This is a genomic window from Geodermatophilus sp. SMS 5-13 (genome assembly GCF_059428245.1).
This window is the reverse complement of sequence record NZ_CP165729.1, coordinates 4112883-4135567: the sequence shown is the minus strand read 5'-3', so window position 1 is coordinate 4135567 and position 22685 is coordinate 4112883. Positions and strand designations below refer to the sequence as shown.

General features: G+C 73.0%; 28 protein-coding genes. 19 read left to right on the top strand and 9 right to left on the bottom strand.

Annotated features, from left to right (window positions below; all coding sequences use genetic code 11):
- The first annotated feature begins 122 nt into the window (after positions 1 to 122).
- Genes AB3388_RS19990 through AB3388_RS19980 form a run of 3 tightly spaced genes read left to right on the top strand, consistent with a single transcriptional unit; the run spans position 123 to position 1280 of the window.
- Positions 123 to 383, top strand: a complete 261-nt coding sequence (locus tag AB3388_RS19990) for a hypothetical protein (RefSeq protein ID WP_495407065.1) — start codon at positions 123 to 125, stop codon at positions 381 to 383.
- Positions 380 to 649, top strand: coding sequence for a hypothetical protein (locus tag AB3388_RS19985; protein ID WP_495407064.1), 270 nt, complete (start codon positions 380 to 382; stop codon positions 647 to 649). The genes AB3388_RS19990 and AB3388_RS19985 overlap by 4 nt, the downstream gene beginning before the upstream one ends.
- A 43-nt stretch (positions 650 to 692) precedes the next feature.
- The gene (locus AB3388_RS19980) at positions 693 to 1280 is read left to right on the top strand and encodes a TIGR03086 family metal-binding protein (protein ID WP_495407063.1); all 588 of its coding nucleotides are present in this window, start codon (positions 693 to 695) and stop codon (positions 1278 to 1280) included.
- 48 nt (positions 1281 to 1328) lie between these two features.
- Here the strand turns inward: AB3388_RS19980 and AB3388_RS19975 are convergent, their stop codons facing one another.
- Both AB3388_RS19975 and AB3388_RS19970 read right to left on the bottom strand, forming a co-directional pair.
- Positions 1329 to 1712 (bottom strand): type II toxin-antitoxin system VapC family toxin, encoded by a 384-nt coding sequence (locus AB3388_RS19975; protein ID WP_495407062.1) that lies wholly within the window; start codon positions 1710 to 1712, stop codon positions 1329 to 1331.
- Complete coding sequence (locus AB3388_RS19970) at positions 1709 to 1930, bottom strand: hypothetical protein (protein ID WP_495407061.1); 222 nt, start codon at positions 1928 to 1930, stop codon at positions 1709 to 1711. The genes AB3388_RS19975 and AB3388_RS19970 overlap by 4 nt, the downstream gene beginning before the upstream one ends.
- Positions 1931 to 2052: 122 nt before the next feature.
- Between AB3388_RS19970 and AB3388_RS19965 the strand changes: the two genes are divergently transcribed.
- The 9 genes from AB3388_RS19965 (at position 2053) to AB3388_RS19925 (ending at position 12044) form a co-directional block, all read left to right on the top strand.
- A complete protein-coding gene (locus AB3388_RS19965) occupies positions 2053 to 3258 on the top strand; it encodes a diguanylate cyclase domain-containing protein (protein ID WP_495407060.1) in 1206 nt (401 codons plus the stop codon).
- Between the two features lie 44 nt (positions 3259 to 3302).
- Positions 3303 to 4811: a class I adenylate-forming enzyme family protein gene (locus AB3388_RS19960; protein WP_495407059.1), complete on the top strand. Its 1509-nt coding sequence runs from the start codon at positions 3303 to 3305 to the stop codon at positions 4809 to 4811.
- A 36-nt stretch (positions 4812 to 4847) separates the two neighbouring features.
- A complete protein-coding gene (locus AB3388_RS19955) occupies positions 4848 to 5246 on the top strand; it encodes an acyl-CoA thioesterase (protein ID WP_495407058.1) in 399 nt (132 codons plus the stop codon).
- A 33-nt stretch (positions 5247 to 5279) separates the two neighbouring features.
- The gene (gene solA, locus AB3388_RS19950) at positions 5280 to 6413 is read left to right on the top strand and encodes an N-methyl-L-tryptophan oxidase (RefSeq protein ID WP_495407057.1); all 1134 of its coding nucleotides are present in this window, start codon (positions 5280 to 5282) and stop codon (positions 6411 to 6413) included.
- Between the two features lie 286 nt (positions 6414 to 6699).
- Positions 6700 to 7596: an ABC transporter ATP-binding protein gene (locus AB3388_RS19945; RefSeq protein ID WP_495407056.1), complete on the top strand. Its 897-nt coding sequence runs from the start codon at positions 6700 to 6702 to the stop codon at positions 7594 to 7596.
- A gap of 5 nt (positions 7597 to 7601) precedes the next feature.
- Entirely contained in the window at positions 7602 to 8456 is an 855-nt protein-coding gene (locus AB3388_RS19940; protein ID WP_495407055.1) for an ABC transporter permease, read from the top strand.
- 77 nt (positions 8457 to 8533) lie between these two features.
- Complete coding sequence (locus tag AB3388_RS19935) at positions 8534 to 9628, top strand: ABC transporter substrate-binding protein (protein ID WP_495407054.1); 1095 nt, start codon at positions 8534 to 8536, stop codon at positions 9626 to 9628.
- Positions 9625 to 10809, top strand: a complete 1185-nt coding sequence (locus AB3388_RS19930) for an LVIVD repeat-containing protein (RefSeq protein WP_495407053.1) — start codon at positions 9625 to 9627, stop codon at positions 10807 to 10809. The genes AB3388_RS19935 and AB3388_RS19930 overlap by 4 nt, the downstream gene beginning before the upstream one ends.
- Entirely contained in the window at positions 10806 to 12044 is a 1239-nt protein-coding gene (locus AB3388_RS19925) for an LVIVD repeat-containing protein (RefSeq protein WP_495407052.1), read from the top strand. Before AB3388_RS19930 ends, AB3388_RS19925 begins: the two co-directional genes overlap by 4 nt.
- Here the strand turns inward: AB3388_RS19925 and AB3388_RS19920 are convergent.
- Together AB3388_RS19920 and AB3388_RS19915 are read right to left on the bottom strand one after the other, a co-directional pair.
- A complete protein-coding gene (locus tag AB3388_RS19920) occupies positions 12031 to 12447 on the bottom strand; it encodes a PaaI family thioesterase (RefSeq protein ID WP_495407051.1) in 417 nt (138 codons plus the stop codon). The two genes, AB3388_RS19925 and AB3388_RS19920, sit on opposite strands and share 14 nt — an antisense overlap.
- A complete protein-coding gene (locus AB3388_RS19915) occupies positions 12444 to 13028 on the bottom strand; it encodes a TetR/AcrR family transcriptional regulator (protein ID WP_495407050.1) in 585 nt (194 codons plus the stop codon). Before AB3388_RS19915 ends, AB3388_RS19920 begins: the two co-directional genes overlap by 4 nt.
- 370 nt (positions 13029 to 13398) lie before the next feature.
- Here AB3388_RS19915 and AB3388_RS19910 point away from each other — a divergent pair, with 370 nt between their 5' ends.
- Entirely contained in the window at positions 13399 to 13542 is a 144-nt protein-coding gene (locus AB3388_RS19910) for a hypothetical protein (protein WP_495407049.1), read from the top strand.
- Positions 13539 to 13742: a hypothetical protein gene (locus tag AB3388_RS19905; protein WP_495407048.1), complete on the top strand. Its 204-nt coding sequence runs from the start codon at positions 13539 to 13541 to the stop codon at positions 13740 to 13742. Before AB3388_RS19910 ends, AB3388_RS19905 begins: the two co-directional genes overlap by 4 nt.
- A 6-nt stretch (positions 13743 to 13748) precedes the next feature.
- On the opposite strand, the gene AB3388_RS19900 is transcribed toward AB3388_RS19905, so the two are convergent.
- On the bottom strand, positions 13749 to 14153 hold the full coding sequence (locus tag AB3388_RS19900; protein ID WP_495407047.1) for a hypothetical protein: 405 nt from the start codon (positions 14151 to 14153) through the stop codon (positions 13749 to 13751).
- 61 nt (positions 14154 to 14214) lie between these two features.
- Positions 14215 to 15165 (bottom strand): NAD(P)H-dependent flavin oxidoreductase, encoded by a 951-nt coding sequence (locus tag AB3388_RS19895; RefSeq protein WP_495407046.1) that lies wholly within the window; start codon positions 15163 to 15165, stop codon positions 14215 to 14217.
- Between the two features lie 225 nt (positions 15166 to 15390).
- Here AB3388_RS19895 and AB3388_RS19890 point away from each other — a divergent pair, with 225 nt between their 5' ends.
- The gene (locus AB3388_RS19890; RefSeq protein WP_495407045.1) at positions 15391 to 16764 is read left to right on the top strand and encodes a DUF4407 domain-containing protein; all 1374 of its coding nucleotides are present in this window, start codon (positions 15391 to 15393) and stop codon (positions 16762 to 16764) included.
- A gap of 3 nt (positions 16765 to 16767) precedes the next feature.
- Here AB3388_RS19890 and AB3388_RS19885 read toward each other — a convergent pair whose 3' ends face one another.
- The 3 genes from AB3388_RS19885 to AB3388_RS19875 form a co-directional block, all read right to left on the bottom strand.
- The gene (locus tag AB3388_RS19885; RefSeq protein ID WP_495407044.1) at positions 16768 to 17952 is read right to left on the bottom strand and encodes an LLM class flavin-dependent oxidoreductase; all 1185 of its coding nucleotides are present in this window, start codon (positions 17950 to 17952) and stop codon (positions 16768 to 16770) included.
- A 66-nt stretch (positions 17953 to 18018) separates the two neighbouring features.
- Positions 18019 to 18642: an antibiotic biosynthesis monooxygenase gene (locus AB3388_RS19880; protein ID WP_495407043.1), complete on the bottom strand. Its 624-nt coding sequence runs from the start codon at positions 18640 to 18642 to the stop codon at positions 18019 to 18021.
- Positions 18643 to 18688: 46 nt separating this feature from the next.
- Entirely contained in the window at positions 18689 to 19033 is a 345-nt protein-coding gene (locus AB3388_RS19875) for a cupin domain-containing protein (protein ID WP_495407042.1), read from the bottom strand.
- A 55-nt stretch (positions 19034 to 19088) separates the two neighbouring features.
- Here AB3388_RS19875 and AB3388_RS19870 point away from each other — a divergent pair, with 55 nt between their 5' ends.
- Genes AB3388_RS19870 through AB3388_RS19855 form a run of 4 tightly spaced genes read left to right on the top strand, consistent with a single transcriptional unit; the run spans position 19089 to position 22685 of the window.
- Positions 19089 to 19775 carry a GntR family transcriptional regulator gene (locus AB3388_RS19870; RefSeq protein WP_495407041.1) on the top strand — a complete coding sequence of 229 codons (687 nt, stop codon included), beginning with the start codon at positions 19089 to 19091 and terminating at the stop codon, positions 19773 to 19775.
- Positions 19772 to 20563, top strand: a complete 792-nt coding sequence (locus tag AB3388_RS19865) for a nitrilase-related carbon-nitrogen hydrolase (protein WP_495407040.1) — start codon at positions 19772 to 19774, stop codon at positions 20561 to 20563. Before AB3388_RS19870 ends, AB3388_RS19865 begins: the two co-directional genes overlap by 4 nt.
- A complete protein-coding gene (locus AB3388_RS19860) occupies positions 20556 to 21242 on the top strand; it encodes a DUF2848 family protein (protein WP_495407039.1) in 687 nt (228 codons plus the stop codon). The genes AB3388_RS19865 and AB3388_RS19860 overlap by 8 nt, the downstream gene beginning before the upstream one ends.
- Before the next feature lie 57 nt (positions 21243 to 21299).
- Complete coding sequence (locus tag AB3388_RS19855) at positions 21300 to 22685, top strand: MFS transporter (protein WP_495407038.1); 1386 nt, start codon at positions 21300 to 21302, stop codon at positions 22683 to 22685.

The following is a 22685-nucleotide window of genomic DNA, read 5'->3' as shown; positions in this document are numbered from 1 at the left end:
TCCCACCACCCCCGGCACGACCCGCGGGGAAACGAGCCGTGACCGGAGGGTAGCGGGGCCCATGCCGGTTCCAAGCGGCGGACCGCACCCTCCTCGGCGACGAGATCGAGAGGAGAACGGTCGTGAGGATGTGGCTCGTCGTGCTGGGCGTCGTGGTGTGCGCGGGTGCCGTCGTGGGCGGTGCCTGGTTCCTGGAGACGGCGCCGCCGCTGGGCTTCGGCCTCGTCGGCGCGAGCGTGCTGTTCGGCGCCGTCCTGGCGCAGCGGAACGCCGTCCGGACGCCGATCCGGACGACGGACGGCCGGCCGCCGGTGGCGGGCAGGGACTCCGCCGTCCCCGAGGCGGCGAACGCCGTCGGCGCCTTGCTGGACGCGCTGACGTGAGCAGGCTGGGCGGGCTCGCCGTCCTGGCGGGCGGCGGGGTGGTCGGACTCGGCTGGTATCTGCTGGAGGAAGCACCCGCGCCGGGCGCCGGCATGCTCGCAGCCGGCTGGGTGGTGACCGGCATCGGCGCTCTGCTCACGGTCCGCGGCCCCCGGCACGGCGCACCGCTGGACCGCCGCCCCGAGTCCACGGCGAGCGCCGCCCTGGACGTCCTGACCGGCTCCCCGAGGAGCGGTGGCAGCGGACTGCTGGACTTCCTCCCCTGACCGCGCGGCGATGAGTTCCGGCGGCCCTACCGGTCGAACCGGCATGCAGACGACGACGCTGGACCTCGGCCCGCAGACCGCCGAGGTCGCCCGGATCGTGGCGGGTGTGCGGGACGAGCAGCTGCCCGGGCCGACGCCGAACGAGGGGACGCCGGTGGCCGGGCTGCTCGACCACCTGGTCGGGCTGACGCTCGCCTTCCGGATGGGTGCCGAGAAGACGCCGCTGTCCGGGGGTCCGCAGGCGTCCGCGGACCACCTGGTGCCCGACTGGCGCACCGTGCTGCCCGCGCAGCTCGAGGCGCTGGCCGCGGCGTGGCGGGATCCCGCGGCGTGGGAGGGGTTCGCCGAGGTCGGCGGTGCCCGGCTGCCGGCGCAGGCCATGGGCGGCGTGGCGCTCAACGAGGTGCTGGTGCACGGCTGGGACCTCGCCGTCGCGACCGGCCAGGAGTACCGCGCCGACCCGGCGTCGGCCCAGGCGTGCCTGGAGCTGGTCACCGTGTTCAACCAGCCGGGCAACGAGGAGATGCGCAACGGGCAGTTCGGTCCCGTCGTGCCGGTCCCGGACGACGCCCCGGTGCTCGACCGCGTGCTCGGCCTCACCGGCCGCGACCCGCACTGGTCCGCGCCCTGATCGAGTCCAGGAGCGGGGGCGACCGGTCGGCCCGCCGCCCTGGGACGGCTACCGGGGGACGAGAGTGACGGGGCAGAGCAGCCCGCTCGCCCTGCTGAGCCGGCCGTCGGCGGTGAGCAGCGCGCAGTCCAGCACCTCGGCGAGCGCGACGTAGGCCGCGTCGTATGCGGAGAGGTTGTCCCGTAACTGCCACATCCGCGCCACCAGGCCGACCATCGGGTGCCGGGTGATCCCGAGCCGGCGCCAGGTGTCCAGCGCCGCCCAGCCCTGGTCGGCGGTGAGGTGCCGACCGGCCACCAGCCGGCGCAGGCCGCTGGTGACCTCGGCGTCGACGAGGTGCGGGACGTGGGCCTGCTCGCCGCTGATGGCCTCCCTCGCCGGCCCGGCGTTGAGCAGCGCGGAGATCGCCGCCGAGGAGTCGACGACGATCAACGCTCGGGACGCTCCGCGGCCACCGCCGCGACGATCGCTGCCGATGCGATCTCCAGGTCGGGCAGGGCATCGAGCAGCAGCCGGTTGTCGGCCCGACGCGAGACCGCGGCCAGTTCCCGGACGGCGACCGCACTCACCGAGGTGCCGTCCACGGCCGCAAGCCGTTCCAGGCGCTTGACGACGTCGTCAGGGACATTGCGCAGGTAGAGCGTTCGCACTCGCATCATGCTAGCGACGTGCTTGCACAATGCGACAGTTTCAGCGGCATCCGGTATCGGAACCTGGGCTACGACACCGATGAGTGTTCAAATAGTCACTGTCGGCGGTTACGGTGCGCGCCGTGCTGAGCCCCCGCGCCGCCGTCGCCGATCCAGCCCGTCTTGCGGCCATCGACAGCTACCGCCTGACCGGCCACGCCGGCGACTCCGACCTCGACGCCGTCGTCTCCTACATGGCCCGTGCCCTCGACGCTCCGATCGCGATCATCAACCTGGTCGGCCCGGACCTGCAGTGCTTCCCCGCCGAGATCGGCGTGGGGGCCGCGTACTCGCACGTCCCCGACGAGCTCTCGTTCTGCGCCTACGTCGTCGCCATGGGCGCGCCGCTCGAGGTGCCCGACGCTCAGGAGCACCCGGTCTTCGCCGAGAACCCGGCGGTCGCGGCCGGCGCGATCCGCGCCTACCTCGGCGTGCCGCTCGTCGACGAGGACGGCTTCGTCCTCGGCTCGCTCGGGGTCTTCGACGACGAGCCGCGCAGCTTCTCCGGCGCGGAGCTCGACGTCCTGCAGATCCAGGTCCGCCTGGTGCGCACCGTGCTCTCGCTGCGCCGCCAGGTCGCCGCCCACCAGTGGGACGCGCGGCTGCTCGCCCTGCAGGGCCGGGCGCTCGAGGCGGTGGCCACCGGCAGCCCGCTCGAGGACGTGCTCGACCTGCTCGCCGCGGCGGTCCGCGAGCTCGCGCCGGACGCCGACGCGCAGCAGCGGCTCGGCCTGCACGACACCGTCGAGCGGCTGACCACCGTGGCCACCGAGGCCGACGGCTGGCGAAAGGCCATGACCCGCATCGCCCGCCAGGACCCGCTCACCGGCCTGGCCAACCGCGGCCACCTGCTCGACGCCGGCCGGGAGGCGCTCACCGGCGGCGGCGCCGTCCTCTTCATCGACGTCGACCGGTTCAAGGAGGTCAACGACCGCGCCGGGCACGCGGTCGGCGACGCGCTGCTGGTGCGGCTCGCCGAACGGCTGCGCGAGCACCTCGGCGACGTCCCGGACGCCGTGGTCGGGCGGCTCGGCGGCGACGAGTTCGCCGCCGTCCTGCCGGGTCTGGACCGGACGACGGCGGCAACGGTCGGGGAACGGCTCGTCGCCGCCCTGGTCGACGAGGTCGAGGTGGGGCGGCGCAGCGTGCACGTCTCGGTCAGCATCGGGCTGGCCATGGCCGCGCCGGGGTCGACGTTCGAGCAGGTCCTCCAGGAGGCCGACCTGGCCATGTACGGCGCCAAGGAGCGCGGCCGCGGGGTGCTGCACGCGGAGGACCTCTCCGCCTGAGCCGGCCCGGGGTGGCGCAGCTCTCCGGCGCAGAATGGCCAGACGTGCACCAGGACACCCCCTTCGACACCAGTGGGACCGAGGTCGGCCCCGACGGGATCCGCCGCTACACGGGCCTGCACCGCAACCTCGTCGCGATGCTGCGCGACACCGTGGAGCGCCATCCCGAGCGCACCGCCGTCGTCGAGCCGGGCGGGCCGTCGGCGACCTACGCCGAGCTGTGGGACCGCGCGCGCCGCGTCGCCGGCGGGCTCGCGGACCTCGGGGTCGCACCCGGCGACCGCGTCGCCGTCCGCCTGGGCAACGGCCTGGACTGGGTGCTCGCGTTCTGGGGCACCCACCTCGCCGGCGGCGTCGTCGTCCCGGTGAACACCCGGCTGGCGGAGGCCGAGGTGCGGTTCGTCCTCGACGACTGCGGCGCGGCCACCGTCATCGCGGGGGAGCTGCCCGACGGCGAACCCCGGGAGCTGCCCGATCCCGCGCACGGCGACCTGGCCGCGCTGTTCTACACGAGCGGCACCACCGGGCGGCCCAAGGGCGCCATGACCACGCACGAGAACTTCCTGACGTCGGCGGAGACCGTGATCCGCGTGCGGAAGCTGCCGCGCGAGAGCGACGAACCGCTCACGACGCTGATCAGCGTGCCGCTGTTCCACGTCACCGGCTGCACCTCGCAGATGATGACCCAGGTCCGCATCGGCGGGACGGCGGTGATCCTGCCGCGGTTCGAGCCGGCCGCCTTCCTGCGCGCCATCGAGCAGTACCGGATCGCCCTGGTCACCAGCGTGCCGACCATCTACGAGCTGGTCCTGCGGCACCCGGACTTCGCGACGACCGACGTGTCCAGCATCCGCACGCTCAGCTACGGCGGCGCGCCCATCGCGCCCGAGCTGGTGCACCGGCTGCGCGCGGCCTTCCCCCATGCGCGGCTCGGCAACGGCTTCGGGCTGTCGGAGACCTCGGCGCTGGCCACCTTCCTGCCGGACGAGTACGCCGCGTCGCACGCCGACACGGTCGGCTTCGCCACGCCCGTGAACGACCTGCGCATCGACCGCCCCTCGGCGGAGGGCGTGGGGGAGCTGCTGATCCGAGGGCCGAACGTGGTGGCCGGCTACTGGGGCGACCCGGCGCGGACGGCGGAGACCTTCGTCGACGGCTGGCTGCACACCGGTGACATGGCGACCCTCACGGACGGCGTCGTGCGGATCGTCGACCGCGCCAAGGACATGATCAACCGCGGCGGCGAGAACGTGTACAGCGTCGAGGTGGAGAACGTGCTCTGCGCGCACCCCGACGTGGTCGAGGTCGCGGTCGTCGGCGTGCCGGATCCGGTGATGGGGGAGAAGGTGGGCGCCGTCGTCCTGGCCCGGGAGGGAGTGCCGGCCGGGGAGCTGATCCCATCGCTGGCCGCCTTCGCCCGGGCGCAGCTGGCCGACTTCAAGGTGCCGCAGTTCGTGCGGGTGCTCGAGGGCCCGCTGCCGCGCAACGCCGGCGGCAAGGTGCTCAAGGCGCCGCTGCGGCAGCACGGGGAGTGGACGCCGGTCCCGCGCTAACCTGCTATGTGACGCCCACGTCAATCAGGAGGACCAGTGCCGCGCTTCGTCGTCCCGATGACCCACCGGCCGGGGCGGGACGGGACGACGCCGACCACCCGGCACGTGCCGTTCTACCTGGCCATCGAGACGGCCTCGGACGCCTGGCAGCTGGCCCTGCGGGAGTACTGCCTGCCCGCGATCGCGCCGATGGACCTCGCCATGCGGCACACCGCGAGCGACTTCCGGCGGGAGCTGTTCACCGGTGAGCTCACCGTCGACGTGACCCTGAGACGCATCGGGACCACGTCGTTCGTCGTCGGCCTGGCGCTCGAGCAGGACGGCGCCGACGCCGGCGACGTCGAGTTCACGTTCGTCCTGGTCGACGGCTCGCGGACCGCCGCCGTTCCGATCACCCCCGCCCAGCGGGAGGTGCTGGAGAAGCTCCGGTACTGACCGGCGAGCCCCGGTGTCGGGAAGGATGACGGGGTGAACGTCGACGTCATCGTCCTGGGCCTCGGCGGCATGGGCAGCGCGGCCGCCGCGCACCTGGCCGCCCGCGGGCAGCGCGTGCTCGGGCTCGAGCGCTTCGGCCCGGCACACGCCCTCGGCTCGAGCCACGGCGGGTCGCGGATCATCCGGCAGGCCTACTTCGAGGACCCGGCCTACGTGCCGCTGGCCCTGCGCGCCTACGAGCTGTGGGAGCGGGCGGAACGCGACTCCGGCGCCGACCTGCTCACGATCACCGGCGGCGTCTACGTCGGCCACCCGGAGGTGCTCACCGTGGCCGGTGCGCTCGCCTCGGCGCGGGAGCACGACCTGCCGCACGAGGTGCTCGACGCCCCCGAGATCCGGCGCCGGTTCCCGACGCTGACCCCGGCCGACGACGAGGTCGCGGTCTACGAGGACGTCGCCGGTTTCGTCCGGCCCGAGGCCTCCGTGCAGGCCCACCTGGACCTGGCCGCGCGCGCCGGCGCCGAGCTGCGGTTCGACGAGCCGGCCGTCGGGTGGACGGCGACGCCCGGCGGCGTGCGGGTGACCACGGCCGCCGGGAGCTACGAGGCGGCGCAGCTGGTGATCTGCCCCGGCGCCTGGGCGCCGCAGCTGCTCGCCGACCTCGGCGTCCCGTTCACCGTCGAGCGGCAGGTCATGTACTGGTTCGAGCCGGAGGGCGGCGTCGGGCCGTTCGAGCGGCACCCGATCTGGATCCACGGCGCCGCCGACGACCTGCAGCTCTACGGCTTCCCCGCGATCGACGGCCCGGACGGCGGCGTGAAGACGGCGATCTTCCGCCACGGGACGCCGTGCACGCCGGAGACGATCGACCGCGTCGTCCACCCCGAGGAGGTCGCGTTCATCGCCGACCGGCTGCGCGCGGTGATGCCGACCCTGCCCGGGCGGTTCGTGACCGGGGCAGCCTGCATGTACACGAACACGCCCGACGAGCACTTCGTCGTCGCGCCCCACCCGGAGCACGAGCAGGTGACCGTGGCCTGCGGGTTCTCGGGTCACGGCTTCAAGTTCGTGCCGGTGGTGGGGGAGGTCCTCGCCGACCTCGTCACCGAGGGGACGACGCGCCATCCGATCGGCCTGTTCGACCCGCGTCGCGCCGCGCTGACCTGAGCCGGTGGCCACGATCAGCTGAGGTGATCGTGCGGCGTCCTGGCTCAGCGTGGGAGGTGAGCCAGGACGCGCTGCGGTGAGCTGAGCTGATCGTGGCGAGGCGGCGGTGCGCAATCGATTGTCCCCAACCGACCGGGCGTTCCGGAAGAACCGTTTCCACGTCCGGAGAGCGCGTTCGGGTCACGACCGCGAATCGGCGCCCCCAGGTGATTGACCTCACAGGGGGTTCCTGCCTAGCATCCCGGCAATCGTTTGCAGTGGCGCATCGAGGCAGGAGCGAAAACGCATGGTGCAGACCGCGGCTGGGGGTCGGCTGGACGCCGCCCCCTACTCCGGCATCCACGGCGGGGCAGGGGGGCGAGCGCAGGCCGCCCCGCAGTCCGGGTCGGACACCGTCATCGTCGCCCGCGACGTGACCGCAGGCTATGAGAACCGCCGGAAGAAGACGCGGCTGATCGCGCTGCGCGACGTCGACCTAGAGATCCGCCGCGGCGAGTTCCTCGCCATCGTCGGCCCGTCCGGGTGCGGCAAGAGCACGTTCATCAACATGATCGCCGGCTTCGTGAAGCCCCTCGAGGGCACGATCGAGGTCGACGGGCAGCCGGTCCGCGGCACGGGCGCCGACCGCGCGATGGTCTTCCAGGACTACGCGCTGCTGCCGTGGCGCACGGTCGAGCGCAACGTCTACTTCGCGATGGAGAACCGCGGCGAGAAGCCGTCGAAGAGCGAGCAGGCGGACCGCGTCGCCGAGGCGCTGGCCCTGGTGGGCCTCACCGGCTTCGAGAAGCACTACCCGCACGAGCTCTCCGGCGGCATGCGCCAGCGGGTCGGCATCGCCCGCGCGCTGGTCACCAAGCCGGCGATCCTGCTCATGGACGAGCCGTTCGGCGCGGTCGACGCCATGACCCGCGAGGCCATGCAGGCCGAGTTCGAGAAGATCATCGCCCAGACCCGGCAGACGGTCGTCTTCATCACGCACTCGATCGACGAGGCGGTCATGCTCGGCGACCGCGTCGCGGTGATCTCCCACCGGCCCGGCCGGATCAAGGAGGTCGTGGACGTCGACCTCCCGCGGCCGCGGCTCACCGGTGACGCGAAGAGCGATCCCCGCTTCGCCCAGCTGCGCGAGCACATCTGGGCCCTGCTGCAGGACGAGGCGCTGGGCGCCAAGGAGGCGAAGTAGTCCCGATGGCCACGACCCACGCCGGCGTCCCGGCGCCCGAGGCGACCGCCGTCCCGGCCCGCAGCGCCGTCACAGAGGACCTGAAGGTCTCCCGCTTCGCGCCGTTCCGCAACGCCACGATCACCGTCGTCAACCTGGCCGTGTTCTTCGTGATCTGGGAGCTCGTCGCCCGGTCCGAGGCGGTCAACCCGCTGTTCTTCCCGAGGATCAGCGACACCTTCGCGGCGATGTTCGAGGGCTTCGCCGACGGCACGATCCCCCCGCAGCTGTGGCACAGCATCTCGAACCTGCTGATCGGCCTGGCCATCTCGGCGGCGATCGGCATCCCGGTCGGCCTGTTCATGGGCGCCAGCAAGACCGCCGACCTGATCCTGTCGCCCTACGTGTGGGCGATGACGTCGCTGCCGCGCGTGGCGCTGATCCCGCTGCTGATCCTCATCCTGGGCTTCGGCAACGAGATGCAGCTGACGATCATCGTGCTGTCCGCGGTGTTCCCGATCATGGTCAACTGCATGGCCGGCGTGAAGACCGTGGACCCGTCGCTGCTGCGCGCCGGCCGCGTGTTCGGCACCAGCCGGCTGCAGACCTACTCGAAGATCATCCTGCCCTTCACCCTGCCGTTCGTGATCTCCGGCATCAACCAGGGCATCGCCCGCGGCCTGGTCGGCATGCTGATCGGTGAGCTGCTGGGCGGCGGCGGCAACGGCCTGGGCTTCCTGCTCGACCGCGCCGGCGACCAGTTCGACGCCCCGATGCTCTACGCGACGCTGATCATCCTCGCGGTGATGTCGGTGTCGCTGGTCCAGCTGATGCGCTGGCTGGAGCGGCGCGTCGCCCCCTGGCGCGAGGTCGGCGCCTGACCCCCTTCTCGACTCTCCCGAAGCCGGTCCGGCAGAGGGAACCCCGGATCCGGTTCGACACAAGGAAGAGGTACGCAATGCTGCGCAATCGATTGCTGTCGGGTGGGGCCACGCTGGCCCTGCTCGCCACCCTGGTCGCCTGCGGTTCGGACGACGGCGGCTCGGGCGGCGGCGGCAACGCCGCGCCCGCGACGCCGGCCAGCGAGTCGGAGATCAGCGGCGACATCGACACCTCGAAGGTCAAGAAGGACCTCGTCGTCGGCGTCGACAACCCCTACTACCTCTTCCACGAGGACATCCTGGTGGCCGAGGAGCAGGGCTACTTCGACGAGGTCGGCATCGACAACGTCGAGATCAAGACCATCGAGGACCCGCTGCCCGCGCTGATCGGCGGCTCGCTGGACCTCGCGCTCTACGACACCGACACCGCGATCGCCGCGGCCGCCAAGGGCGCCGGCGACATCACCTTCCTGTCCACCTACCTCGGCGGCGAGGCGAACATCCTCGGCGTCCGCGAGGGCATCGAGACGGCCGACGACCTCCGCGGCAAGACCATCACCGGCGGTCAGTTCGGCTCGCGGAACGACTTCCTGATCCGGAAGCTGCTGACCGACAACGGGCTCGACCCCGACAAGGACGTCAAGCTGGTCAGCACCGGCGGCCAGTCCAACGAGCGGCTGCAGTCGGTCATCGCCGGCACGGTGGACGGCGCCTCGCTGCAGCTGCGCCACCGCAGCCTGCTGGAGGCCGAGGGCGGCAAGTTCCTGTTCGAGGAGGTCGACCAGGTGCCGCAGAACGGCTGGTCGGTCGGCAGCCTGCTGCAGGAGAGCCCGGAGACCGTGGCCGCGTTCCTGACCGCCACGCTCAAGGCGCGGCAGTACATCAACGACTTCGCCAACAAGGACGCCGTCCTGACGCTCGCCGAGGACAACGGCTTCGAGCTGCCGCAGGAGTACAAGGACGCGTACGAGCACGAGAACGCGGCCGACTACCACACCGGTGACGGCGGCTTCGAGGTCGCGGACATGGATGACTTCATCAAGACCCAGACCGAGCTCGAGGTCATCCCGCCGAACACCGACTGGCGCGAGTTCACCAACCTGGTGCCGCTGTGGCGGGCCCAGAAGGCCCTCGGTCTGCCGCTGCGTCCGGCGCTCGCGGACGTGCAGTGACCGTAGGCACTGCCTCCGCCGACGGGCTGCGGCTGCTGTCGCAGCACGATCTCGGCGGCCGCGGGGACGGGATGCAGGTGCTCCGCGAGGGTGACGTCCTCTACGTCGCCCACAACGGCACCACCGGGGCGGGCACGTCGATCCTCGACGTGGCCGACCCGGCCCGTCCCCGCCTGGTCCGCCAGTGGGATGCGCCGGCGAACACGCACACCCACAAGGTGCAGGTCGCCGACGGGCTGCTGCTGACCAACCACGAGGGATTCCCGCTCCGGCCTCCGGGCCCGCGGGGCCCGTGGTCGGCGGGGCTGGCGGTCTACTCCCTCGAGGACCCGCTCGACCCCCATCAGATCGGGTTCTGGGAGTGCGGCGGCCGGGGCGTGCACCGGATCGTCTGGGAGGGCGGCCGGTACGCGCACATGTCGGCCACCCCGCCCGGGTTCAACGACCGGATCTGGGTCGTGGTCGACATGGCCGACCCGACCAACCCGACGCCGGTCGCGAAGTGGTGGTGGCCGGGGCAGTGGGTCGAGGCCGGCGAGCAGCCGACCTGGCCCGAGGGCAAGCGGTACGCCGCGCACCACGCCCTCGTCGCCGGTGACCGCGCCTACATGGGCTACGACGACGCCAACCTCGTCGTCCTGGACGTCTCGGACATGGCCAACCCCAAGCAGGTCGACTCCCTGACCTGGGGCGGGGACGCCACGCACACCTGCCTGCCCCTGCCGGGGCGGGGCCTGGTGGCGGCGACGGACGAGCAGCAGAAGGACGGGCCCGGTGCCCGGGAGCTGTTCATCCACCTGCTCGACGTCTCGGGCGACCAGGCGGGGTACGTGTCCCGGTTCCCCGGGCCGGCGGAGGCCGACTACGGCGCGCAGGAGCTGCGGTACGGCCCGCACAACCTGCACGAGAACCGGGCCGGCTCCTACCGCAGCGAGCGGCTGCTGTTCGCGACGTACTTCAACGCCGGCCTGCGGGTGTACGACACCGCCGACCCGGAGCACGTCGTCGAGGTCGGCCACTGGGTGTCGACGCCGCCCGAGGGCCAGGCGGCGCCGCAGGCGAACGACCTGTTCGTCGACAGCGACCGGCTGGTCTGGGTGACCGACCGGGTCTCCGGGGGCGTCGCGTGCCTGGAGCCCGACGACCGCCTCGCCGGCCTGATGGCCGAGGCGGCGCTGTGAGCGGCACCGGGGGCGGCGGTCCGGCCGCCCCCGGTGCCCGCGCCCGCGGGCTCGGGCTCGTCTCCTACACCGACGTCGCCGGCAGCCCGGTGTTCAAGCTGGCGCTGCAGGTGGTGGGCGAGCGCTGGTACCTCTACGCGACCCACTTCTGGGAGCCGCGGATCTCGGTCATCGACGTGACCGACCCGGCCTGCCCGAGGCTCGCGGCCGCCATCGAGGGACCGGAGCACACCGCCACCTGGCAGGTGCAGGTCGCCGACGGCCTGCTCGTGCAGGGCATGGAGCACATCCCGGTGCCCTGGGGCGGGGACCCGTCCCGGCCCGGTGACGAGGGCGTGCGCATCTTCGACGTCTCCGACCCGACGTCCCCGCAGCTTCTCGGGCACTGGCGCACCGGCGACAACGGCGTCCACCGCAACCACTGGACCGGCGGCCGGTATGTGCACTGCGCCGCCCACCAGCCCGGGTTCGACGGCAACATCTACGTGATCCTCGACATCGCCGACCCGCGCGAGCCGAAGGTGGCCGGGCGGTGGTTCGTGCCCGAGCAGTTCACCTCCGGCGGTGCCGCACCGGCGCAGCGGATCTCGCTGCACGGCCCGGCCTACGTCGAGGGGGACCGCGCCTACCTGCCGTACGGGGCGGCGGGCCTGGTCGTCCTGGACATCTCCGACGTGACCCGGCCGCGCCAGGTGTCGCGGCTGGAGATCGGGTCGGCGTTCGCCAGCATGATCGCGATGCACACGGCGGTCCCGCGCCCGGAGCGCGGCCTGCTGCTGGTCAACACCGAGGCGATCGCCGAGCGCAGCCAGGAGCCGTACAACTTCGCCGGCATCGTCGACATCAGCGACGAGACCAAGCCGCGGCTGGTGTCGCTGCTGCCGATCCCGGTGCCGGACGACGACGCCGGCTATCGGAACTTCTCACTGCGCGGGGGCCGGTTCGGGCCGCACAACCAGCACCACCCGCAGAACGGCGACCCGCATCTGTTCGACTCCGACGAGCTGATGTTCCTGACCTGGTTCAACGCGGGCCTGCGGGTCTACGACATCTCCGACGAGTACCTGCCGCGCGAGGTCGCCTCCTATCTGCCCGACGACCCGGCGGAGCGCCGCGGGCTGCTGCCGAAGGACCTGGTCACGCAGTCGGAGGACGTGCTCGTCGACGCCCGCGGCTACGTCTACCTGTCCGACAAGAACCACGGCCTGCACGTCCTGCGGCTCAGCGACCGCTGAAGACGCGGGCGGTGACCAGCGCCGTGGCGCACAGCCGCTCGTCGCCGTCCGCGACGGCGAAGACGTCGACCGCGGAGACGGTGAGCGCGCCCGCGCGCAGGACGCGGGCGCGCGCCCTGAGCGACTCGCCGCGCGCCTCGGCGAGGAACTTGGCGGTGTAGTCCGCGGTCGCCGCCGGCGTCGCGGGCGGGAAGAGGGTCAGGCCCGCGCTCACGCCGGTGAAGTCGGCCAGGGCCGCGATCGGGCTGGCCTGGAAGGCGCCGGGCGCGTGCGACAGCTCGGGCCGCCACGCCAGCCGGCTGACCGCCCGGCCGTCGTCGAGCTCCTCGAAGGTCAGCCCGAGCGCCGCCGCGACCGGCAGGCCGAGGACGAAGTCGGCGACGTCCTGCCGGAGTGCCGTCACGGTTCCTCCCGGGTGGTCAGCGCCCGCCAGGCGCCCTCGGCCAGGTCGGCCGCCGCCTCGCTGGGCCGCTGGCGGGAACGCCCGCGCAGCCAGTGCCGCGCGAACTCCGTCGCGGGCCCGAGCCACAGCGCGTGCCGGACCCCGAACGACCCCGCGACGAGCACCCCCGTCGCGCCCTGCCGCTCCAGCCAGTCGCCGACGGCCACGGCGTAGCGGCGGGCGTCCGCGCTGAGGTCGGGCTCGGCGGCGAGCAGCACCTCGTCCGGGAGGTCGCTGAAGATCCACCGGGCCACGTCCGGGTTCTCCTCGATCCAGCGCAGCTGCTCGGTCACGACGGAGCGGACGACGTCCTCCGCGGCGCGCTCCTCGGCCACCACGTCGAGGACCGCCTGCTGGCAGCGCCGCATGCCGTCGTTGAGCAGCCGGGCGGCCAGGTCGGCCCGGCGCGGGAAGTGGTGGTAGAGGCTGCCGTTGGACACCCCGGCGTCCCGGCGCACCTGCTCCAGCGAGGCGCCGGCGTACCCGTGCGCGACGAACAGCGGCAGCGCCGCGGCGAGCAGCCGGTCCGCAGTCCCCTGCATGGAGAAGAACTCTAGAGAACTACTCCAGTACGGGGAAGGGCGAGATGGCCGCGCCCCGCCGGAGGCGGGGGTCTCCGCCGGGGCGCGGCCCTCTCACCCCTGTCATCGCCGCGGGCGCCGAGAGGGGTACGCGGTTCTCGAGGATTTCTTGCGCATGCGTGGAGTTGATCTCGCGGATCGGCCGTCAGAGTTCTCGGTGCGGGGGTGATGAGCCCCCCTGGGGGAAGCCAGCGGGCCCCGCTCGTCCTGCACGGGGGAAGACGAGCGGGGCCCGAGGCATGTCCCCTGCGCGGGGGAACGGCCTGCACTGACGGGGTAATCGGAGACGCCGTCGTCACGGAATGTCAGCCGGACCGGTCAGGCTGTCGCCGTGGGCCGCATCGTCAGGAGAGCCGCCGCGACCGTGCTGACGGTCGTGGCCGCCGCGGGGCTGTCGGCCTTCGCGACCGTGGGCTCGTTCGCGGACGACGACCCGTTCCCGCACTCGGTGCTCGCGCCGGGCGGTTCCCGGTGAGCGCCTGCCCGGCGTGGGTCGAGGTCGCACTCGGCCGCGAGGTGCACTGCACCCACCCCGCCGGTCACAGCCCGGCCGAGGACATCCACCAGGGGCTGCTGCGGGTCACCCTGCCCGACGGGCGGGAGGTGGCCGCCTCGCTGGTGTGGAGCACCTCGCCGACGGAGTGGGACGAGCGCAACCTGGAGCGCTCGAGCTGACGCCCGCTAGCTCGTGACCTCCTCCAGCGCCGGCGGCAGCGGCAGGCCGAGCAGCTGGATCAGGCGGGCGACGGTGTCCTCGACGAAGTCCTCGTCGGGGACTGTGGTGCCGTTCTCGGCGACGAGCTCGCGGACGTCGTCCGGCCGTGGCGCGTGCCCGAGGGCCTGCTCGGCCCAGTCCACGAACCCGTCGACCTCGGCGGGGACGTCCAGCGGCCGGCTGGCGTCCGGGTCCTCGAAGTAGTCCCGCGGCTGGACGCCGAGGTAGAAGCGGCCGAGTCCGGGGGGTGCGGGGCGGTAGTCCACGGTCGCGATGTCGCTGTCGTGGATGTCGACGACCAGCTCGGTCGTGCCGCCGCCGTGGTCCTGCCACTCGCCGTCGCGGTAGATGAACGTCCCGAAGTAACCCACCCGCCCATGGTGAGGGAGCGACCCGGGGACACGCTATGAGCCCCGGGGCCCCGCGTGTCGGCTACGCCTGGGCGCCGACGCCGGCCATCAACTCGGTGATGACCTCCGCGACCGGCCGGATGCTGCCGACCGCACCCACGCCGGTCCCGGCGTAGAGCGCCATCGCCTCCACCCGGCCGTGGACGGCGACGGACGGCGGCACGCCGGCGCCGCGGGGGAGCGGGGTGGGGCCGCCGCTGCCGTCCAGGGTGCCGACGGGGTCGTCCGCGCCGCCGACCTCCTCGATGGCGCTGCGCAGCACCCGGGCGTGGGGGTTCGTCGCGCACAGCGGGCACACGGCGAAGGCGCCGGTGATCTGCGTGGCGTCGTCCTCGGCGTCGACGAGCGCCTGCTTGTACACCGGGTGCGCGCCGGACTCGGTGGTCGCGATGAACCTCGTGCCGATGCGCGCGCCGGCCGCCCCGGCCGAGAGTACCGCGGCGAGCGAGGCGAGGTCGGAGATGCCGCCCGCCGCCAGGACCGGGACGTCGACGGCGTCGAGCACCTCGCCGAGCAGCTGCAGCAGCGGCTGGCGGCCGCGGACGTGCCCGCCGGCCTCCGTCCCCTGCACCGAGAGGAGGTCGCAGCCGGCGTCCACCGCGTCGCACGCCTCGTGCAGCGAGCCGACCTGCCAGCTCACCAGCGCCCCGGACTCGTGCGCCAGCTCGACCAGCCGCGGCCGCGGGTCCAGCCAGAAGAAGTCGACCACGCGCACCCGCCCGGCGGCGGCCGCCACCGCGCGTTCGTCGACGTCCTCGGTGAGGAAGTTCGCGGCGAGGACGCCGTCGGTGCGGTCCCTCATCGCGTCGAGGCGCCGGGCCACGGCGTCGGCCGACATGCCCATCATCGTCATGCTGCCGACGGCGCCGGCGTTGGCGACCGCGGCGACGAGCTCCGGTGACGACACCGGCCCCATCGGCGCCTGCTGGATCGGGACAGAGCAGCCGACGAGCTGCGTGAACGGTGTCTGCATGGCGGGCCTCCCCTTCCGGCCTCCCCTTCCGGACGGAACGGTCCCGCTGGGACGGGCCGCGGTCAACCGGGCCGTGCGCGTCACATGCGCCGATGTCCCTTTCGGCGTCCCGGCTGCCGATGGGGGAGAAGGTGGCGGTGCCTGGATCCGCCGCCTGGGGAGGGTGCTTCGCAGATGGCGCGTCGACGTGGGCGGATCGGTAGGCGGATCGGCGACGGTCTGGCGGTGCTCGCGGGTGCCCGTCAGGACATCCTCGAGGTGGCGCCCGGCGCCCGCGCGCGGTTCGTCGCGCTGGGCGGGGTGCTGCTGAGCACGGGCGGTCTCGCCGTCCTGTCCGCGGCGTTCGCGGTGCACATGGCGCTCGGGGCGTGGTGGCCGGTCGCGCTGCTGGTCGGCCTCGGCTGGGGCACGGTGATCGTCAACCTCGACCGGATGCTGCTGGTCGGGATGGGGCACGACACGTCGCTCAAGCGCAACCTCGCCCTCGCCGTCCCCCGGGTCGGGCTGGCGCTGGTGCTCGGCGTGGTGATCTCGACGCCGCTGACCCTGCAGATCTTCCACAAGGAGATCGACACGCAGGTCGTCGCGCTGCAGGCCGAGGCGTCGGACGCCTACAACAAGAGCCTCGACTCCGACGCGCGCTTCGCCGGGCTGCCGGAGCTGCGCGAGCGGGTGGCGGCCGAGCAGGCGATCGTCGCCAGCGGTGGGCAGTCGGACGCGGACGTCGCCCCGGTGCAGTCCGCCGCCGCGGCCGCGCAGGCGGCGTACGACCAGGCGCTGGCCACGCAGCAGCAGCTGTCGGCCAGGGCGCAGTGCGAGCTCGACGGCACCTGCGGCACCGGGGACGCCGGCACCGGCGAGGCCTACGTGCAGGCCCGGGCCGCGGCCGACGCGCAGCACGGGGTCGTCGCGAGCGCGAAGGCCGACCTGGACGCCGCGCTCGCCGCCGTCTCGGCCGCCCAGGCGACCAGCGCGCAGCAGGCCGCCGGGAACCTAGCCACCGACCAGGCCGAGCTGGCGCGGCTGACCGACGTCCGGACCCGCCTGCAGGAGGCGTTCGACGCGACCAACGCCGACAACGGCGGCATCCTCATCCGGCTGCAGGCGCTCTCCCGGCTCAGCGACACCAACGCCACGCTCGGCGCCGCCCACTTCATGCTCTCGCTGCTGTTCATCTCGATCGAGCTGCTGCCGGTGCTGATGAAGATGCTGCTGAACTTCGCCCCGAAGAGCACCTACGACAAGCTCGCCGAGCTGCGCGACGACGGCGACCTCGAGGTCGAGACCCTGCAGCAGGCCTCGCGCCGCGAGGTCGAGCAGGCGCAGCAGGAGCTGCTGGTCATGGCCGAGAAGGAGCGCGTCGACCGGCAGAAGGAGGCCGTGCTCGCCCGCCGCCGCGCGCGCCTGCAGGCCGCACGGCAGGAGGCCGTCGCCGTCCCGCCGTCCCCGGAGGTCCGGCAGGCGGCCGACCCGATGGACGACGAGGCGGGACGACGGCAGTGGGACACCGGCCCGATCCTCGAGCTGGCCCGCAACGCCGCGGCGCGGACCGTGCGGTCGGTGCGCCGCCGGCCGGACCGGGTGCCCGAGACCGTCTGACGCCTACGACTGGCCCTTGGCGCCGACCTCCTGCTGGTAGCGCTCGGTCATCGTGGCGACGGCCTGCAGCTGCTGGGCGGCGTAGTCCTCGCGCTTGCCGCCGGCGTACTCCTTGGCGTCGCGCGTCTGCTGCGCGTGGCTGACCTGCCCGCCCTGGAAGTGCGGCATCACGTGCTGGGCGACCAGCTCCCAGGAGCGCCGGGTGGCCTCCGGGTTGGCCCACTCGTGGCCGAGCAGCAGCATGCAGCCGAAGCCGCCGGACTGGTCCCAGAGCCGCTGCACCTGCGCGCGGGCGTCCTCGACGGTGCCGATCGCGCCGATGCCGGCCTCGTTGATGAAGTCGATCATCTCCTTGAGGTCGCCGCCCTCGACCGCCATCTGCGGGAACGCGGCGGTCTTCTGGAAGTACCGGAACCAGGTCTCGATCCCGAACTCGACGTCCCGGTAGGCCTGCTCGCGGGTCTCGGCGACGTGCATGACGCCGACCAGCCGCCAGTCCCGGCGGTTCGCGGTCTGGCCGTAGTGCGCGGCCCGCTCCTCGATGACGTTCCAGTGGTGGGCGAGGGCGTCGAAGCCCTCCTTGGTGAGGGTGGCGCCGATCGACAGCAGCCCGAGGCCGTAGCGGCCGGCCAGGCGCGGGCCGGTGGGGGAGGCGACCGCGGCGACGGCGACCTCGAAGCACGGCTCGGTGTAGGGCCGCAGGTGCAGCCGGGCGTTGACCAGGTTGTGCGTGCGGGTCTGCTCGGTGACGGTCTCGCCGCGCAGCAGCCGCACGATGATGTCGAGGTCGACCTCCATCAGCTCGCGGGTGTCGGTCGGGTTGAGGCCCAGCATCATCGAGTCGGTGGGCAGCGAGCCCGGGCCGCAGCCGAGCATGGCGCGCCCGCGGGTCAGGTGGTCGAGCAGCACCATGCGCTCGGCCACCCAGAGCGGGTTGTGGTAGGCGATCGAGGTGACGCCGGTGCCGAGCTTGATCCGCTTCGTCCGCTCGGCCGCGGCGGCGATGAAGATCTCCGGCGACGCGATGAGCTCGGTGCCGGCCGAGTGGTGCTCACCGATCCACGCCTCGTCGTAGCCGAGCCGGTCGAGGTGCTCCACCAGCTCGAGGTCGCGCTGCAGTGCCAGCGTCGGGTTCTCCCCAGCGGGGTGGAACGGGGCCAGGAAGGTCCCGAAGCGCAGTCGGTCCACGACGTCCTCCTCGTCTCGGTGGTCGTCGTCCGAACGTAATGCGCGTCACATTCCGGCCGGTAGTCCTCAGGCGGACTCAGGTGCACGGAGGTGGGCCAGGGCCAGGTCCATCTCGGCGACGTCGACGATCCGGGCGCCCATGGCCTGGGCGAACTGCTCGCGCAGGTGCCGCGCCTGCTTGCGGGCCAGGCTGGCCGCGTCCCGGTCCTCGAAGGCGGTGACGCTGACCGTGCGCCCGTTGCGCCGGTCGACGAGCAGGCTGACGCTGCAGAACCCGGGCAGCTCCTGCAGCCGCGGCAGCAGGTTGGTGCGGTAGGCCGCGAGCAGGTCGTCGGCGTGGTTGGGCTGCACGCGGGCCCAGGCGACCTGGGCGCCGGCGCCGTCCCCGGCCGGGCGTTCCCGGTGCAGGACGGCGATCTCCCACTCCCGGACGTCGGCGTCCGAGCCGCCGAGCGCGAGGGCGAACCGGTTGCGGACCGGACGGAGGCGCTCCGCCGTGGCGCGCATGGCCTCCTCGGTCTCCCAGGCGGTGGCGGCGATGCAGCGGCCGCTCGCGCGGTCGGCGAGCATGGACAGGCCGACGCAGCCCTCGGTCTTCTCCAGCGCCGGCATCACGTTCTCGCGCAGGAACGCGACGCCGGCGTCGATGGCCCGCGGGTCGGCCAGGACGGTGGTGGACCGGACGTGCACGCGGTCACGGTCCCGCCCCGCCGGTCCGGTGTCCAGTGGGAAGAACTCAGGCGCGGTAGCGCACCTCGAAGGTCAGGCAGCCGTCCTCGCTGCGCCACGGGCCGTGCACCATGCCCGGCGGGCGGCAGGCGTACATGCCGGCGGTGAACGTCTCGTTCAGCCGCAGGTCGGTCAGCGACCCCTCGAGGACGTAGACCTCCTCCCAGAAGTCGTGCACCTGCTCGCCGTTGGGAGTGGTGTCCGTCCCCGGCTCGAACCGCAGGATGCGCGTGGCCACCCCGGACGCCGGATCGGCGGCGAGGACCCGCTCGGTGAGCTCGGGGACGACGCCCGCGCACGGCGTGAACGGGACGTCGGACGCCGGGAAGAACTCGTGCTCGGGCTTCGCCACGCCATCAGCTCCAGACTCTTGTGCGGTATGTGCACGCCATGTATACATCACGTTCATGTCAGGTGCATCACAGTCCACGGGGCCTCGGGAGAGCGCCCAGAACGTGGCCTACCGCTGGTTGAAGGAGCAGGTCGCGACCATGCCGCGGCACGAGGGCGTGTTCCTCACCGAGGGCGCCGCGGCCGAGGCGACCGGCATCTCCCGGACCCCGGTCCGCGAGGCGCTGCTGCGCCTGCAGGCCGAGGGCTTCCTGCAGATCGTGCCGAAGAAGGGCGCCTACGTCCCGCCGATCTCCGACGCCGAGGTCGAGGCCGTCATGCAGGCGCGCGCCCTCGTCGAGGACTGGTGCATCCGCCGGATCGCCCCGATCGCCGAGATCGTCACCGAGGAGCTGCGCCGGCTCATCGAGCAGCAGGAGCAGCTGCTGGGTGACCCGGTCGGCTTCATCGAGTGCGACCGCGCCTTCCACCGGGTGATCGTGGGCTCCGCGGGCAACCCGGTCCTGGCCGACTTCTACGAGACGCTGCGCGACCGTCAGGTCCGGATGGGGCTGCAGGCGGTCACCTCCGTGCCCGACCGCGCCCGGGGCGTCCTCACCGAGCACGGCGCCATCGTCGACGCCCTGCTCACCGGCGAGCCCGAGGCGGCCGGGCAGGCGCTGGCCGCGCACCTGGTCAGCACCGCCTCGGCGCTGCGGCTACCGAGCCCGCTCTCCTGGGCCGAGGGGCGGACCGCCCGATGAGGATCGCGCTCGTCCAGGTGGCCAGCCCGCCGACCGAGACGGTGGCCGCCCGGCGCGACCGGGTCGGCGACATGGTCGCCGACGCCGCCGGCGCCGACCTGGTCGTGCTGCCCGAGCTGTGGGCGCCCGGCTACTTCGCCTTCGGGGAGTACCCCGCGCGCGCCGAGACCCTGACCGGCGACACGGTCGCCGCCGGCGCCGAGTGGGCCCGCCGGCTCGGCTGCTACCTGCACCTGGGCAGCGTCCTCGAGCGGACGGCCGACGGCGCCCTGCACAACACCGCCGTCCTGCTCGACCCCGCCGGCGAGGTCGTGCACACCTACCGCAAGATCCACGTCTTCGGGTACCGATCCCGCGAGGCCGAGCTGCTCACCCCCGGCCAGGACGTCAGCGTGGCGACGACGAAGTTCGGCGCCACCTCCGCGACCACCTGTTACGACCTGCGCTTCCCCGAGCTGTGGCGGGAGCTGGTCGACCGCGGTGCCGAGACCGTCGTCGTCCCCGCCGCGTGGCCGGCCGCCCGGCGCGCGCACTGGCAGCTGTTCACCTCCTGCCGGGCCGTCGAGGAGCAGGTGCTCCTGATCGCCTGCAACGCGGTCGGGGAGCAGGACGGCGGCGTCGTCCTCGGCGGGCACAGCCGGGTCGTCGACCCCTGGGGCGAGGTCCTCGCCGAGGCCGGGGACGACGAGGGCCTCAAGGTCGTCGACGTCGACCCGGACGTCGTCTCCCGTGTCCGCGCCGAGTTCCCCGTGCTCGCCGACCGTCGCCTCGGAGGTCCCCGTGTCTGACGCCCTGGCCACCGCCCTCCGGCTGACCGTCGCCGGCTCGGCCGCCACGTTCGAGCTGTGCCCGGCGCGGCTCGTCGTCGCCGGCTACACCGGCCGCGACGAGGCCGCCGTCCGCCACCACATCGACGAGCTGGCCGCCATCGGCATCGCGCCGCCGCCGGCCGTGCCGATGCTCTACGACCTCGACCCGGCGCTGCTCACCGCCGAGGCCACCGCGTTCGCGGCCGACACCAGCTCCGGGGAGGTCGAGCCGGTCCTCGTCCGGCACGACGGCCGCTGGTACCTCGGCGTCGGGTCCGACCACACCGACCGCGAGCTGGAGCGGGCCGACATCAAGGCCTCCAAGGCCGCGTGCCCCAAGCCGCTCGGCGCGGAGGTCATCCCGCTCCCGGACGGCGTGGTCGACGGCGACTGCGACGACGCCTGGGACGCCGGCACGCTGGCCTCCTCCGTCGACGGCGAGCGCTACCAGTCCGGCCCGCTCGGGGCCCTGCGGACTCCGAGCGACCTGCTGCCGCGGGTCCTCCGGGCCTTCGCCGACGACGACCCCGCCGGGGACCTCGTCGTCTTCGCCGGAACCGTCCCGCTGCTCGACGGTGCCTTCCGCTTCGGCACCGACTGGCACCTGGAGCTCACGCTCGCCGGCCGGACCCTCACCCACAGCTACCGGGCCCGCTGACCGCACCCGGTTCGCACTTCCCCGTACCGCCCCACCCACCTCACAGAAGGTATGACGATGGACACTGCCGTCCTTCCCGGGACCACCTACACGACCAAGGAACGTCGCTCCGTTCTCGCGTCGGTGCTCGGTGGCTACTGGCTCGACTTCTACAACCTGCTGATCATCTCCTTCACGATGCCGGCGCTGGTCGCCACGTTCGGCATCTCGCTGGGCCAGGCCGGCCTGCTGACCTCGGTCATGCTGGTCACGTCGCTGATCGGCGGCGTCTCCTTCGGGTGGCTGGCCGACCGGTACGGCCGCAAGCGGGCGCTGCTGTGGGCCCTGGCGCTGTTCTCGGTCGGCGCCGTCGTATCGGCCTTCTCCTGGGACTACACGTCCCTGGTGGTCACCCGGGCGATCGCCGGCATCGGCATCGGCGGTGAGTGGGGCATCGGCATGGTCCTCTTCAGCGAGGTCTACTCCTCGAAGCGCCGCGGCCTGGGCGTCGCCGCGATCCAGGGCATGTCGTCGGCCGGCCTGGCGCTCGCCGTCTTCGTCTCCACCTACTTCGGCTCCACGCTGAGCACCGACTGGAGCTGGCGGGCCTCGTTCATCGTCGGCGCCGCGCCGATCCTGCTGATGCTCTACGTCCGCATCACCATGCCGGAGTCCAAGCTCTGGGAGCAGTACGACGAGATGCGCCGCGCCGGCACCCTGCCGGAGACCAAGAAGCGGCAGCGGTCGTCGATCCTGGAGATCTTCAAGGGCACCTCGCTGCGCTACACGCTGCTCGGCACTCTCATGGTCGGCGGCTACATGTTCGGCTACTGGACCGTCGCGCAGTTCATGCCGACCTACATGCGCGAGGGGCTGGGCGCCCCGCCGGAGGCCGTCCGCAACGCCACGCTGATCATCGCCGCCTGCCAGTTCGTGATGTTCCCGCTGATCGGCTGGGCCAGCGACCTGTTCGGCCGGCGCAAGGTCGTCGCCGCCTGCGGGATCGTCTCGGTGCTCGCCGTGGCCGGCATCTACTTCGGCGCGGGCTCGGCGCAGTACGCCGGCAACATCTTCACCTGGAACATCTTCTGGTGGTACCTGCTCTGGACGGCGATCGGCGCCGCCGCGATCGCGATCTTCGGCTCCTGGCTGTCCGAGCTCTACCCGGTGGAGCTGCGCTCGACCGCGGCCTCGACCGTCTACGTCGTCGGCCGCATGGCGTCGGCCGCCGCCATCCCGATCGCCGCGGGCGTCATCGCGTCCAGCCAGAACACGCCGCTGGGCATGTCGGTCGGCGTCATCGGCACCCTGCTGATGATCGTCTTCGCCGTCCTCCTGCCCGAGACCGTCGGCCGCGAGTTCAAGGTTCTCGAGACCAAGGACATCGCCCTGGAGCCGGCGGCCGGCGAGCCCGGTCCGGCGACCGCCCCCGCTGACCTGCAGCGGGCGAGCACGACCGACTGA